Origin of the sequence: Spiroplasma culicicola AES-1, from assembly GCF_000565175.1 — a bacterium.
Lineage (GTDB): Bacteria > Bacillota_I > Bacilli_A > Mycoplasmatales > Mycoplasmataceae > Spiroplasma_A > Spiroplasma_A culicicola.
This window is the reverse complement of the sequence record NZ_CP006681.1, coordinates 931,145-946,407: the sequence shown is the minus strand read 5'-3', so window position 1 is coordinate 946,407 and position 15,263 is coordinate 931,145. Positions and strand designations below refer to the sequence as shown.

The 15,263-nt window shown below is 27.2% G+C and carries 12 protein-coding genes and 1 tRNA gene; 11 read left to right on the top strand and 2 right to left on the bottom strand.

Translation table 4 applies throughout. The annotated features are described in order from the left end of the window. The first annotated feature begins 15 nt into the window (after nt 1-15). The 4 genes from SCULI_RS04355 to SCULI_RS04340 are packed head-to-tail and all read left to right on the top strand — an operon-like array spanning nt 16 to nt 3,205. On the top strand, nt 16-1,029 hold the full coding sequence (locus SCULI_RS04355; protein ID WP_025363419.1) for a serine/threonine-protein kinase: 1,014 nt from the start codon (nt 16-18) through the stop codon (nt 1,027-1,029). Nucleotide 1,030: 1 nt separating this feature from the next. Beyond that, nucleotides 1,031-1,927: a ribosome small subunit-dependent GTPase A gene (rsgA, locus tag SCULI_RS04350; protein ID WP_025363418.1), complete on the top strand. Its 897-nt coding sequence runs from the start codon at nt 1,031-1,033 to the stop codon at nt 1,925-1,927. Further along, entirely contained in the window at nt 1,927-2,628 is a 702-nt protein-coding gene (locus SCULI_RS04345) for a ribulose-phosphate 3-epimerase (RefSeq protein ID WP_025363417.1), read from the top strand. Before rsgA ends, SCULI_RS04345 begins: the two co-directional genes overlap by 1 nt. Next, nucleotides 2,591-3,205, top strand: coding sequence for a thiamine diphosphokinase (locus SCULI_RS04340; RefSeq protein WP_053230339.1), 615 nt, complete (start codon nt 2,591-2,593; stop codon nt 3,203-3,205). Before SCULI_RS04345 ends, SCULI_RS04340 begins: the two co-directional genes overlap by 38 nt. A gap of 45 nt (nt 3,206-3,250) precedes the next feature. Here the strand turns inward: SCULI_RS04340 and SCULI_RS04335 are convergent. Next, nucleotides 3,251-3,335 (bottom strand) — tRNA-Leu (locus tag SCULI_RS04335). 203 nt (nt 3,336-3,538) lie between these two features. Here SCULI_RS04335 and SCULI_RS04330 point away from each other — a divergent pair. Next, nucleotides 3,539-3,850: an Asp23/Gls24 family envelope stress response protein gene (locus tag SCULI_RS04330; protein WP_053230338.1), complete on the top strand. Its 312-nt coding sequence runs from the start codon at nt 3,539-3,541 to the stop codon at nt 3,848-3,850. Between the two features lie 124 nt (nt 3,851-3,974). Beyond that, the gene (locus tag SCULI_RS04325; protein ID WP_025363414.1) at nt 3,975-5,624 is read left to right on the top strand and encodes a DAK2 domain-containing protein; all 1,650 of its coding nucleotides are present in this window, start codon (nt 3,975-3,977) and stop codon (nt 5,622-5,624) included. 91 nt (nt 5,625-5,715) lie between these two features. Here the strand turns inward: SCULI_RS04325 and rpmB are convergent, their stop codons facing one another. Beyond that, nucleotides 5,716-5,916 carry a 50S ribosomal protein L28 gene (gene rpmB / locus SCULI_RS04320; RefSeq protein ID WP_020834659.1) on the bottom strand — a complete coding sequence of 67 codons (201 nt, stop codon included), beginning with the start codon at nt 5,914-5,916 and terminating at the stop codon, nt 5,716-5,718. 285 nt (nt 5,917-6,201) lie between these two features. Between rpmB and SCULI_RS04315 the strand changes: the two genes are divergently transcribed. From SCULI_RS04315 to SCULI_RS04295, 5 genes are all read left to right on the top strand, one after another. Next, entirely contained in the window at nt 6,202-10,101 is a 3,900-nt protein-coding gene (locus tag SCULI_RS04315; protein WP_025363413.1) for an ABC transporter permease, read from the top strand. Nucleotides 10,102-10,152: 51 nt separating this feature from the next. After that, nucleotides 10,153-10,368 carry a hypothetical protein gene (locus tag SCULI_RS04310; protein WP_025363412.1) on the top strand — a complete coding sequence of 72 codons (216 nt, stop codon included), beginning with the start codon at nt 10,153-10,155 and terminating at the stop codon, nt 10,366-10,368. Nucleotides 10,369-10,470: 102 nt separating this feature from the next. Further along, the gene (plsX, locus tag SCULI_RS04305; RefSeq protein WP_148294482.1) at nt 10,471-11,472 is read left to right on the top strand and encodes a phosphate acyltransferase PlsX; all 1,002 of its coding nucleotides are present in this window, start codon (nt 10,471-10,473) and stop codon (nt 11,470-11,472) included. Continuing rightward, nucleotides 11,469-12,158 carry a ribonuclease III gene (rnc, locus tag SCULI_RS04300; protein ID WP_025363410.1) on the top strand — a complete coding sequence of 230 codons (690 nt, stop codon included), beginning with the start codon at nt 11,469-11,471 and terminating at the stop codon, nt 12,156-12,158. The genes plsX and rnc overlap by 4 nt, the downstream gene beginning before the upstream one ends. 136 nt (nt 12,159-12,294) lie before the next feature. Beyond that, nucleotides 12,295-15,246, top strand: a complete 2,952-nt coding sequence (locus tag SCULI_RS04295) for a chromosome segregation protein SMC (protein WP_025363409.1) — start codon at nt 12,295-12,297, stop codon at nt 15,244-15,246. Nucleotides 15,247-15,263: the final 17 nt, after the last annotated feature.

Genomic DNA, 15,263 nt, shown 5'->3' with positions numbered 1-15,263 from the left:
AAAGGGGCAAGACAAATGAATAAATATGAACCAGGTGCAATAATTCAAGAACGTTACGAAATTATTTCTGCTATCGGAAAAGGTGGAATGGCTTCGGTTTTTAAGGCGCACGATATTATTACAGACCAAATTGTGGCTATTAAAGTGGCTTCCCCTGAAATTTTACTTAAACAAACTGGTCAAGAAAGATTTGAAATTGAAAATGAAGCTTTTGCAAAATTAGGAGAAAATCCCCATGTTATTAAGCTACATGATGTTATTCAACAAGGGTCAGAATGATTAATTATTTTAGAGTGTGTTGAAGGAGGAACTTTAAAAGATAGGTTCCAAGAATTTGGTGCAATGACTTTAAAAGAAATTAAATATTACTTTTCAAATTTATGTGATGCTTTACAAGCAGCACATGATTTAAAAATTGTTCACAGGGATGTTAAACCAGAAAATGTTTTATTAACTTTAAGTGGAGAAGTAAAATTAGGAGATTTTGGTATCTCTGTTATGGAAGGTTATGATTCTGAAGCAAAAAAAGCAATTGGAACACCACGTTATATGCCCCCAGAAATAATTGAATCAAAGCTAGCAACTCCAAGAAGTGATATTTATTCATTGGGAATCATGATGTATGAATTTGCAACTGGAACAGCGCCGTTTATTGCAAGTGATGGTAAAAAAGTGGCTGCAAAACAGGTTAAAGAAAAGCCAACTTCACCAAGATTAATCAACCCAATGATTCCTCAAAGTTTAGAAAATATAATTCTAAAAATGATTGAAAAAAACCCAGAAAATCGTTATGCTTCGATGAATGAAATCAGAAGAGATTTAATGAATGTCAAAATTACAGATTCACCAAAACCATATAATTACCATTTAAAAGTAAATTATGGTGCAGAACATGAAAAACAGGTATTTAAAATTGGATCAACTTATGAAAAACTTCCTGCAATTGCAAGAAGTAAATATGTAATCACATTTTCAATTTTGCTTTTATTGTTAGTTATTACTTTCTTTGCTGCCTTAATATTTATTTAAGATGAAAAAAGGTATTATTTTAAAAATTGTTAGTGAATATTCATATGTTTTGTTTCAAGAACAAATTTATGAATGCAAAGCACAAGGAAAAATTAGGCACAAAAATCAAGCACCTGCAACTGGAGATTATGTAAATTTTGAAATTATTGATGAAAAGAATTTTAAAGGAAGTATTGTTTCAATCGAAGAACGTCAAAATGAATTGTATCGCCCAAGAATTGTCAATATTGATCAAGTAGTTATTATCACTTCTGTTAAAGAACCTGATTTAAATACTTTTACATTAAATAAATATCTAGCTTTTGTTGAATATTTAAAATTAAAGCCTTTACTAGCTTTTACAAAAGTGGATTTATTAACAGCAAAAGATAAAACTATTGAAATTGTAAAACAATATGAAAAAGTTGGGTATGAAATTTTTTTAATCAATAACATGATTGAAACAGATAAAGAATGAATGAAGTTTATTAAGAAACTTCAAACTGGAGTTTCTGTTTTTACAGGTCAAACTGGAGCTGGAAAATCAACAACTTTAAATCATATTATTCCAACAGCTTTTGAAAGAACTCAAGAAATTTCAAAGGCTTTAAATCGTGGAAAACACACAACAACTAAAAATGAATTATTTAGATATGAAAATGGATTAATTGGAGATACTCCTGGATTTTCTTCATTTGAATTAAAAGATATTGATAAAAATCAATTAGCACATAGTTTTAAATTCTTTGAATCAAAAATAAATGAATGTAAATTTAACAATTGTGTTCATACACCAGAAAGTAAAGGCTGTGCAATTCTTCTTGCTGTTGAAACTAAAGAATTTCCTCAATTTATTTATGATGACTATTTAAAAATGTTGCATGAATTAGAAGATCAAGAAAGAAGGAAAAAATACTAATGGAAAAGTTTATTGTTGCTCCAAGTATATTAACTGCAAATTTTGTTAATTTAAAAAATGATTTAGATATTTTAAAAGATGCCAATATTAAGTGAATTCATTATGATGTTATGGATTATAATTTTGTACCAAATCTTAGTTTTGGTCCAAAAATTTTAAAAGATATTACAGATAATTATGATTTTAAAATTGATGCTCATTTAATGGTTAAAATTAATAATTTGTCTGTTGAAGAATATTTAAAACCTTTTATTGAAGCAAAAGTTGCTCAAATAACTTTACATTTTGAAGCAATCGATGAAGAACAATTTGTGCAATTTAAAGAAGTTTGTCAAAAAAATAATATAATTTGTTCTTTAGCAATTAATCCTGATACTTCAATTGAAGCAATTCAAGATAAATTAAAAGATCTTCAAAATGTTCTTGTAATGACAGTGTATCCTGGATTTGGGGGTCAAAGTTATATTCCTGAAGCTGGAGAAAAAATTAAACAATTAGTTGAAATTAGAGAAGCAAAAAACTTAGATTATTCAATTGAAGTTGATGGGGGCATAAATGATGCTACATATCGTTTAGTTCAAAATCATGGTGTTGATATGATTGTTGCTGGAAGTTATCTAGTGGGTGTTGATGCAGAATTGGTCAAGGAAAGGGTGTTTAAACTTGAAAACAAAATTCTTGATTGTTGCTTGCCAAAATAATTTAAATTTTGATTATTATAAAGATTATTTTATTATTGGTGTTGAAAGAGGATGTTTAGATTTAATTGATAAAAATATAACAATTGATCTTGCTCTTGCAGATTTTGATCATGTAATTGCAGAAGAATTAGAGTTAATTAAATCAAAAGCAAAAGAAACAATTGTTTTAAATCCAGAAAAAGACTTTCTTGATGGCAAAGAAGCAATTAACATTGCATATCAAAGAGGAGCACAAGAAATTCTTTTTATAGCAAAACCTACAAAAAGAGTGGATATGAATTTAAGTTTAATTGAAATTTGTACAAAAGATAAAGTGACAATATTAAATGATGATTCAATTATGTTTTTAATTTCAAAAGGTGAATTTGAAATTGATTTTAATCGTTATCAAGATTACACATATATTTCATTATTTCCAGTTCATCAAACTGTTATTGATATCAAGGGTTTAAAATATGAAGTTGAAAATCTTTCTTTATTGCCTCATTCTACAAGAGCATTTTCAAATTGCTTTGATAATCAAAAAAATGGTTTTATTAAAACTGATAAACCAATAATTTTAATATTTAATAAATAAAAAAATGGTTTGGATAAGTTCCAAACCATTTTTTAATTTCTTAAATGGTGCCCTCTGTCGGAGTCGAACCGACATGAGTCTCCTCGGCAGATTTTGAGTCTGCTGCGTCTACCAATTCCGCCAAGAGGGCAATACATATTTATTATATACAACATTTTTAAAAATATAGGAAATTGTTTATAATCCAAGGCAAAATATGGATAAAAAAATGAAAAAATATTATAAATATGCTTTTTAAAAAAGCAATAAAGTGCTAAAATAATTTTGTACTAATTTGAAATCGTAACTTCATGATTTCTACTATTACCTGAATTAAATTAAAGGGGGATCACAATGTTAGATCAAGCTGCATATGATGCAATTAATAATGCTGTTGTTACAGTTCCAGGGGTTATTTCATTTGCTAACTGTTCTGCTAAGTCAGAAGCAGAGATTAAAACAAGTGATATAACAAGAGCTGTTGAAGTGTTGTCAACTGATGTTACTTCAAGGGTTAAAGTCCATATAATTTTAATCAATGGTGTTAATATTAGAGACGTTGTTAATGAGGTTCAAATACGTGTAAAGTATGAATTGGAAAAAATAGAACAATTCGTGCGAAATTATATAGTAGATATTGCTGTAGACGATTTAGAAATTATTTAATTTCTGAGTCCGTTTTTTAAAATAAAACAGATCTGTTATATATCTGGCAAAAAGAATATTTTTGCAATTTTTTATTATTCATTAAAATAAAAAAACAATAGAATTATTAGAAGGTGACTATACTATGAAAGAAGTGCAAATTTTAAAAGGCATGATTACTAGTGGGGTTAACAATTTATATAATAATTACCCACATATAGATAAATTAAATGTTTTCCCTGTACCTGATGGAGATACAGGAACAAACATGAATTTGACATGCACAAACGGTTATTCAGAAATTGAAAATGAAGACTTTGATAGTATCGGATCATTAATGACTAAGTTTGCAAGAGGACTTGTAATGGGTGCTCGTGGAAATTCAGGAGTTATTTTTTCTCAAATTATAAAAGGTTTTGCAAATGGAATGAAAGACCAAGAAACATTGAATTTAGCAACTTGAAAGGCTGCTTTTGCACAAGCAAAAGAAGTTGCTTATGCAGCTGTTATGAAACCAGTTGAAGGAACAATCTTAACAGTTATTCGCCAAACTAGCGAATATGTAAATTCAATTGAATCAGAAATGGATACTGAAGCATTTTGAAATTCAGTAATTGAAGCTGCTAATGTTTCTTTAGATAATACACCTGAACTTTTACCCCCATTAAAAGAGGTTGGAGTTGTTGATAGTGGTGGATTTGGTCTTGTTAAATTCCTTGAAGGAATCCAACATTTTGCAATAAATTTAAAACCAATTGAAAAACTTAAAAAATTAGAGGAAAACACTGGTGGAAACATAGAAATGGCAATTGAAGATGAATTTGGATATTGTACAGAAGCTATTGTTCTCCTAAATGATGATTTGATAGGGAAATTAAAAGTTGAAACAGTTAGAACAACTTTTGAACAATATGGAAATACATCAATCGTAGCTGTAATGGATAATGACATTTTAAAAGTGCATACACATGCATTAATGCCAGGGCAAATCCTAACTTATTTACAACAATTTGGTGAATTTAAAACAATTAAAGTTGAGAACATGACTTTACAAGCAGAAAGACATGTTAGCGATACAACTGGTGAAACAGGAAGTGGAGCAAAAGAAGCTGCACAAAAACAAAGAACATTATCAAATGATGTTGCAACAATTGCTGTTGTAAGATCAAGAGGTATGGTAAATTACTTTAAAGACGAATTAAATGTTGATTATGTAATTGATGGGGGTCCAAAAATGAACCCATCAACAAATGACTTTTTACAAGCAATCGAAGCTGTTAATGCAAAAACTGTATATGTATTTCCAAATGATGGAAATGTATTATTAGCTGCAAAACAAGCAAAAGATTTAGAAAAAATGTCAAAAGTTATTGTTTTAGAAACTAAAACAATTCCTCAAGGAATTACAGGTTATTTAAACCTTGATCCAGAAGAATCAACTAAGAAAAACGAATCAAATATTGCAAAAGCAATTAAATCAGTTACTTCAGTATCAATTAATAAAGCTGCACGTGATGCAACAATTGATGGAGTAAAAATTGTTGAAGGACAATACATGATGATTGTTGATAAAAAAGTGACAATTGCTACAAATTCTTTAACAGAAATCTTTTCAAGATCTTTAGCAAAATTCATTACATCAAAAACAGAAATTATCACAGTATTTACTGGAGCTGATGCTTCATTTAAAGATATCAATGACTTACGTAAATATTTAGATGAAAATCATGACGTTGAATATGAAGTTGTTGATGGTGGACAAGAAGTTTACTCATTCATTATGGGTATTGAATAATTTACAAAGAACCAATTTATTGGTTCTTTTTCTTTTTTTATTAGTGAAATTTAATAATAAAAAAAAGAAGCATTTGCTTCTTTCGATTGTTTTATTTAGCTAATTGATTGTTTTTTTTCAAAGTTCTAAGTGTTCTAGCAGAAACTTTTAAAGTCATAACTTTTCCGTTTTCATCCATTACTTGAACTTTCTGTAGGTTAAGGTTTCATTTTCTTTTGTTAGCATTCATAGCATGTGATCTAGAATTACCTGATAATGGACCTTTTCCTGTTAAACCGTCTTTTCTTGCCATATTAATTTCACCTCGGACTAAAATATATTACAACATTATTTAACTAAAAACAAGAAAAAAAGTGAATAGTTTTAAAATGTTTTTAAAAGTTAACTGATAATGTGGAAAAAATTAAATTTTCTAAAAAAAAAAAAAAAAATGCTAAAATCAAGTATAGATATGTGTTTTAATGTTTCTTAATAAAAGAAGAAACATTATTTAATTATTGGTGCCCCATGTATAGTTATAAGGGGGATTTTTTAAAATAATATTAAATATTCAAGAGAAAAAGAGTGAAACTAACAAATGAAAAATATTTTTAAGTCTTATATTAAATTATTTATTAAGTCATGAGTAGAAACTATAGGAACTATTGTTTTTTTACTTATTTTCACTATGGTTGTTTTGGGAATGTTGGCAACTCCTTTGCAACTTTCTTTTAAAGCATCTAGTTTAAAATCTAAGACAAATACATGAGATCAACAAATGCAATATAATAAATCATACGATGATGATTTTTTATATAACAATATTTATTTAGGTGGCGAATTTTCAATTGAATATAAAGGTGAGAAACTATTATTATTAGAAGAAAAAGAAAATGGTTGATTTACAGATCCAGCTAAAGAAATTATTAAAGCTTATGCAGAAAATAAGGAAGAAGAAATGGCCAAAATTTCTGATATTACTAATCAAAGTCAAAAATCAATTTTAGCTACTGAAGAAGAATCTGAAAACTATAAAGAAGCAGTTCAAAGGATTACAAGTTTTTTTCTACAATCATATAGAAGAAATGGTCCAGAAGTTGAACTGACTATTAACATTGGTAATGAAGAACAAACTATTTTAGTAAAAGACGTATTTAAAGGTGAATTTTTAAATACAGCCGATAATACTCATAGTTTAAATAATCTTCAATCATATATTGTTAATAATGCACTTATGAAAATGACAGAACAAAATTCAACAGCAGAGTTTGCAGTTTTTGATAAGTTAGAATTAAAAACTACAAAAGGATCAGATGGTTATACTTATAAAATTGAATCGTATAATCCATCATTTTCAAATGAAAAAGGTGCAAAACTTAATAACTTAATTATTGATAAAGGTCAAAAAGAAATTGCAGAATATACAAAAGATACTAATGAATATGAAGCTTATATAAATGATCTCTATGCAGAGAGTCACAATTTAGATATTGGTGACGTTTTTGAAATTGATATGCCCTTATCAAGCACAACTTCAAAAACTGTAAAGTTTAAAATTGTGGGAATTGCAAATAAATATTCAACAATTGCACCTATAGATACTTCAATCTTTGATTCAATTACAAACTATGGTCAAATATTTGTTGAAAAATCTTTCTTTAATGATGAAATTTTATTTGGAAAAATTTTGGGAGAAAAATTTGTTTCTTCATCAAGTTTATATTTTAATCAAGATAGAATGATTAAAAATTTTAATGCTGACTTAAATAAATATTTCTCATCTTCAGATAATGATGGCATACAAAGTATTTTTAAACCAGGTACTTCAACTTTCACTGCAATGAAATATCATTTGCAAATTACAACTTTAACTAATTTAACAATTATGACTTGAATTTTTGCCGTAATTGGGGGAATCTTATTATTTCTTTCATTTTTCTTTATTATATTTGTCTTGAAAAAAGAAATTAATTCAACTAGAAAACAACTTGGAGTTTTTAAAGCTATGGGTTATAAAACTAGTGAATTAACATGAATTTTTTCTCTTAAAACATTTATTACAATGGCCATAGGTATAATTCTTGGATATTTAGCATCAATTCCTTTCCAAATAGATGCTGCTGAAAATACTTTTAGAGGCATGGTAATTTTTAATTATCAATCAATTTATTTAAATCCAATATTTTTATTAACTGTTTTTATTATTATTCCTGCTTTATTTGCATTAGTAGCTTATATAACAATCTTTAAATATTTAAATGAGGGTGCATTACAATTATTAAGTTTTGGACCAAAACAGAAAAAACCGTGAATGGTTTATGTTGCCTACATTTTATTTTTCCCATCATTTATTTTTATGGGTATTAATAAATTAATTTTGCATATTATGAAGAAAAAAAACATTGGATTTACCTATAAAATGCAAGAATCTTTTGTGCAGTTTTCAAAAGGTAAATATGTTTTAATTATGACTTTAATTGGATTTAGTTCATTTCTATTTTCACTTCAATTAAGAGCACTACCAGTAATAAATGACATGATTAACGGTGGTTTTAATTTCTTTACAAGTGATGTAAATCACAAGTATGATATGTCTTCAACTTCAAAGTTAAAGTTTAATAAAGATGATGAATTAGTATATAGAGATGAAGTTAAACAACCAGATATTAAATATATAGATTTTGCACAAGAAGGTAGTGTAGAAAATTATATTAAAAATAATTCAGATTCATTTATACATTATGACAATATTCATATTTTATTTGCCACTATTGCAGAAGCAAGAGACCTAGCAATTAAAGAAATAAAAAACATTGCACCTGCAAATGCAGAGAAAATCAAAGCAGTAATTCCAATTGTTTCAAATCTTACTGCATTATTAGCTCCTTTAGACTTGGTTGGACAACTAAGTGTAAATCAAGTTAAAGGTTGATATTATAACTATGATTCATTTGTTCAAACTATGAATAACTGAGAAAAAAGTGATAATTTAAATAATGTATTTACATTACGAGCCCCAACTGGAGAAAATGAAGATCAAATTTCAGGAATATGATTAAGTGATATTGCTAAATACAGTTGTTTTTCAACTGACCTAAATTATAATTCATGTAGTGATATTGAAGGATATCAAAAATATTTATTAGAATCAAATAATAATAATAATAATAATAACTATAGCAATAATAATGAAAATTCAAGAGCAGCTGAAGCAGGAGCAAGTCCAATTTTTTCTTCTCTTTTACAAGAAGTTTACTTTAAAGATTTTTCAAGAGATCAATTTGTTGCTGCAAATACTGTATTCTTTAATTCAAAAACTGATAGTTTTGCATTTGATATGCCTTACTTTATAGAAGGAAATTCAGAAATAGGAGATTCTTCAACTTTTACCGCAATGGATTTTGCAAGTAAAAAATATGGTGATCCAAGTGTTATTTTTAATCTTACTTCTGTAAGTTCAAGTCAATTAGAAGAGTTAACAGATGAAAATGATCAATTTATTAATGGTGTCATAGCTTATCGATTAGCAAAATTATTAAATTTACATGTTGGAGATATATTTCAAATTAATTTAGGTAATAAAGGATCTCAAGTTTTAAAAGTTAGAGTTGCAGCTATTAATGAAGCTGCAAATATGACTCAATCAATTTGATTTGATTATAAAACTTTAATAAATCACATTGGTTCTGATGAATTAAAAACTATGAATTTAGAGCCACAATTTACTTCAATGTATAGCACAAGAGCAAGTCTTGAAGGTAAATTTGATTTAAAAAATATTCAAAATCTAGCAAGTTCATTTAAAGGTAAATTAGAATCAACTTCAATTTGAACTGGAATTGATACATCGTGAATGGGAACAATTTTAGATTTATATTCACCAATTATTGATGACATGGATATTGAAAATTTACCTTTACCTGACTGAGCTGAGCCTATTCGTGATCCAATTGAAAAGTTTTTAAAATGATTTAAAGAATTAAAAGCAGAATCATTTGTCGAAGATGAAAAAATTAATTATTTTATGGATGGAAATGTATTAGGGGGAAATATAATGGTATTTCCACTAATAAAAGCTGCAATTGATTCATTAATGTCTGCAATGACAAACTCAATGGTAATGTATATTTTAATTGATATTCTATTATTAACAGTTCTATTGATAGTTATTATGAATATTATTGTGCGTGATTCAATCAATATTATTACAATTATGAGGTCACTTGGATATAATGATCGCAAAATCAATTGAATGGTTATGGGACGATATATTACAGGTTCACTAATAGCATTTATAACTGCATATATTGGATCAGTTGTGACTTGAAATATTATTCAAATGATTGTATGAAATAAATTTACAGTTCTTGTAACTATTCCAACAGTACTTTGATTGCCAGTAGTATCATTTATTGCTATTGGGGGAATAATGTTTGCTGGTTGAATTGCTGCCATGTATCAAATCAAAAAGCAACCATTAACATACTTGGTAAGTTAAAATAAAATTTGATATAATAAACCTATTATTATTAATAGGAGGGCCCAAATTATGCCATTACCAAAAAATAATAATGCACAAAATGATGCATGTTGTCCTGGAGGAGCACATAACTGTTATACTTGTAGAGTTTGCAGTGGTTCATTTCATGGATGTCAAAGTTGTTTAAAGTGTATTAGTTGTCAAGTTTGTTTGACAAAACAATGTCCTTGTTGTTCTAAAGGAAGTTCAAAACAACAAGAAAATAAAGCAAAATACAATAAATAAAAAATACATTACTTAGTAATGTATTTTTTATTTACAAATTATTTTTCTAAAAAATAAAATACTATATAATTTAGAATAGATTGGAGATAAATAAATATGGAATTAAAAACAATTGCGTTTGACGTGATGGGTTCAGATAATGGTTTAATTCCAGCAGTTGATGCTGCTATTAAACTTTTAGGTGAGCAAAAAGACTTAAAAATCATATTTGTTGGAGATGAAGCTACAATTAAAGAGGCTTTATTGAAAAAGAAATATAACCCAGAACAAGTAGATTTTCTAAATACTAGTCAAGTTATTGAAATGACTGATGGAATTATGGAAATTAGAAGAAAGAAAGATTCTTCAATGGTTAGAGCACTTGAACTTGTAAATGAAGGAAAAGCAGATGCTATTACAACAGGAGGAGCAACTGCTCCATTTATTGCTGGAAGTTTTTTCATTTTAAAACAAATGGAAGGTGTGGAAAGACCAGCATTTATGCCTGTAATTCCCACATTAATAAAAGATAAAATTACTTTATTATTAGATGTTGGTGCTAACTTAGAATGTGATCCCCAAGATATTGAGAAATTTGCTATTATGGCAAATGCCTATTCAAAAGCTGTAAGAGGAATTGAAACACCAAAAATTGCATTATTAAATATTGGAGAAGAAAAATCAAAAGGTTTAGAAGTTCATAAAGAAGCTTATAAATTATTAGAAGCAAATAGTGAACTTGATTTTATTGGTAATATTGAATCAAGATATATTACTTCAGGAATAGCAGATATTATAGTAGCTGATGGTTTAACAGGAAATATTGCTTTAAAAGCAATAGAAGGAATGGCCAAAAACTTATTAACAGAAATTAAAAGTGCTATTACAAAAACTTTTGGTAGAAAATTGGCAGCTTTACGTTTAAAAGGTGCATTTAAAGAAGTTGCTGCTAAATTTGATTATAAAAATCATGCTGGAGCAATTTTACTTGGAGTAAATAAAATTGCTTTTAAATCTCATGGATCAAGTGATGTTAAATCATTTTATGCAACATTAAAAATGACATATAATGCAATTAAAAATGATGTTTTAAATAGAGTTAAAACAGCATTAAAGGTTAAATAATTGTGAAAAACTTTTTAAAACAATTTAATATTGAAGTTAATAGTTTAGATTATTATAATGAAGCTTTAACTCATAACTCATATTCAAATGAGCATCGATTAACAAAAAACTATCAAAGATTAGAATTTTTAGGTGATGCTATTTTACAAATGCGTGTTAGTGAAGTTTTGTTTAAAAAGTATCCAAAATCTAATGAAGGAATATTGACAAAATATCGCAGTTCAATAGTTAGAAAAGAAACTTTGGCTAAATTTGCTCAAAAAATTGGTTTGGGACAATTTATTCGTCTTGGTGTAGGAGAACTTGAATCTAAAGGATATGAAAAAGATTCTATCCTATCAGATGTTTATGAATCAATTACAGCTGCCATCTATTTAGATGCTGGAGCACAAGCTTTAGAAAACTGACTTAATGGCACAATCTTTAAAGATGAAAATACTGAAATATTTTTAGAATCAATTATTGATTACAAATCTGAGTTACAAGAACTAATTCAAATTGAAATGCGCAATGAACTTTCATATATTACTGTTAGTCAAGAAAAAATTGAGGACAATAAAACCTTATTTACTGTTCATTGTACACTTGATGGAATGGTTTATGGAATTGGAACAGGTTATAACAAAAAACAAGCAGAACAAATGTCTGCCAAGAATGCATTGTCAAAAATTAAGAAAGTTCAATAAAATAAAATTAATTGTTAAACCCTTTGTATAAAGGGTTTTTTTATATGTTAAAAGTTTGATTATTTTCAAAAATCTATATAATAACAAATGTAAGTTATATAGGACGGCTATATACAAAAACAAGAGGTAAAAAATTATGATATTTTTAAAACGTATTGAAGCGTTTGGTTTTAAGTCTTTTGCTGAACCAACCACTTTAAACTATGATTTTGCTATGACAGGGATTGTTGGTCCTAATGGTTCGGGTAAATCAAATATTACTGATGCAATTATGTGAGCTTTAGGAGAACAATCTTCTAAATCACTTCGTGGAGATTCAATGGAAGACATTGTTTTTTCTGGAAGTAGTGATCGCAAAGGCTTAAATATGGCAGAAGTCACTCTTGTTTTTGACAATAGTAAACGAGCATTTAGCTCTTTAGATTATAATGAAGTATCAATTACACGTAAGTATTTTAAAATAACAAAAGAATCTGAATATTATATTAATGGTGCCAAAGTTAGATTAAAAGATATTCAAGATGTTGCTCTTGAAACTGGTTTAACTAAGTCAAGTTTGGCAATTATTTCACAAGGTTCAATTTCAACATTTGTTGAATCAAGTCCAGAACAAAGAAGAAGACTATTTGACGAAGCTGCTGGAGTTGCAAGATACAAAAAAAGAAAAGAAGAAGCAATTCGTAAATTAATTAGAAGTCAAGAAAACTTGGATCGCTTAAATGACATTATTAATGAAATTGAAAGAAAATTACCAAGTTTAAAGAGACAATCTAAAAAGGCTTTAGAATATCAAACAAAGTTTGATGAACTAAAGCAAATTGAAGTTGCAGTTTTAGTTAAAGATATTCAATTATATAAACAAAGAATTAATGAATTAAATGATGAAAAAATTGAAATGAAAACAAAAATTTCTTCATTAGAAAAAGAAATTCAAACAAAGTCAGATGAATTTAATAATATCAATAGATCAAGTTTTGAAAAAGAAAAAGAACTTTCAAAATTAAACCGTGAATATACAAAAATTGTTGATGAAATTGGAAAACTTAAAGTTTCAAGAATTAGTTTAGAATCAAAAAAATCAAAAGTTGATATTGATGATAAAGAATTTAGAATTAGTGATTTAAAAAATAAAGCAAAAGAGCTTGAAATTAAACTTAATTCAGAAGAGCAAAAATTATCAAAATTACTTGCAGATAAAGTAGAAAAAAGAACTAATCTTGATAGTTTAAGTAAAGAAAGATTTGATATCAATTCAAAATTAGACTACATAAGAAAAGATGCAGCAAAAATTGAAACAAGTTTAGAAACATTAAATATGAGAAAAAATTCTCATGAAGGTTTATTTGAAGGTGTTAAAAATATTTTAGAAAATAAAAAAGTGCTTTCTGGAATTATTGGAACAGTTCAAGATGTAATTAATGTTGATAAAGAATATGAAATTGCAGCTTCAAGTATTTTACAAAACTCATTACAAAATATTGTTGCCAACAATTCTTCTGATGTAAAACAAGCAATTGAATTTTTAAAATCAAATAAAGCAGGTTATGCAACATTCTTACCACTTGATACATTAAAAGCAAATTTTATTTCAAGTGATATGCGTTTTGCAATTCAAAAAGCAGATGGTTTTATTGGTTTTGCAAATGAATTGATCAAAACAGAAAAAAAATATCAAATAGTTTTAGATTATTTACTGGCAAATCATATTGTTGTAAAAAAATATGATAATGCAATTGAAATTGCAAAATTGACAAATTACAAATTCCACATTGTGACTTTAGATGGTGAAAGAGTTTTACCACATGGAGCAATTGTTGGGGGAAGTCGTAAAGTTAAAAATAATTTATTAAATGAATCTGTAAAAATTTCTGAATTAGAAATTCAAAAACAAAATTTAGATTTATTAGAAAAAGAATTAATTGAAAAAGTTGCGCAGTTAAGTGACAAAATTGAAATTCATCGTGAAGAAATTCAAGAAATTCAAATTGCAATTGGTGCTTCAAAACAATCAACTGAAATTATTGAACGTGAAACTGCAGAAGTTAGAGAAGAATATCGTATTTTAACTGGAAAAGAATTAAATGGTTCTGAACAAGGTTTCCAATCAGTTGATGAACAAATTATTGAAATCATTGAACAAATTTCAAAACAAGAAAGCTTAAAAGAAGAAATTCAACAACAAATTAATGTTCTACGTTCTATTAAAGATAAATCAAATGATAGACAAAATACATTAAACTCTGTGATCGATGAAGATAGAATAATGCTTTCTGCTTTAAAAGACCAATATTCAAAAATTACAACTGATGGTTTATTAATGTTTGAAAAACAATCATCAGCTCAAGAGAGATTGGCTCAAAATTATAATTTAACTTATGAGGCAGCTCTTGAATTAGAATCAACAAGTATTGAAGATGAACAAACAACAAGAGATCGTATTAATAAATTAAGAAATGAAATTAAGTCTCTTGGAAATGTTAATCTTGATTCAATCGAAGAATATGAAGAAGAAAATCAAAGATATGAAACATATGTTTCACAAACAAATGATGTTCTTGAATCAATTAATAATTTAAAAGAAGCAATTAATGATATGGATGAACAAATGATTGTTCAATTCAAAAAAATTATTAAAGATGTTAATAATGCTCTTCCAAATACATTTGCAACATTATTTGGGGGAGGAAGTGCAAACTTAATTTATACAAATCCAGATGATATTTTAAATTCTGGAATTGATATTAAAATCTCACCACCTGGTAAAAAAATTAGTAATTTAAATTTATTATCTGGGGGAGAAAAATCAATGGTAGCACTTTCTGTTCTATTTTCAATCTTAAAAGTAAAACCAATACCGTTAGTAATTTTAGATGAGGTAGAAGCCCCATTAGATATTGCCAACGTTGAACGTTTTGCAAAATATATTAAAACATTTACAACAGGAACTCAATTTATGATCGTAACTCATAGAATTGGAACAATGGAAAATTGTGACATCCTATTTGGAGCAACAATGCAACAAAAAGGAATTACAAAGCTTGTACAAATTAAATTAGTAGAAGCAAAACAAATGAGTAATTCAAATTAGTTTAAATGTACTAATAA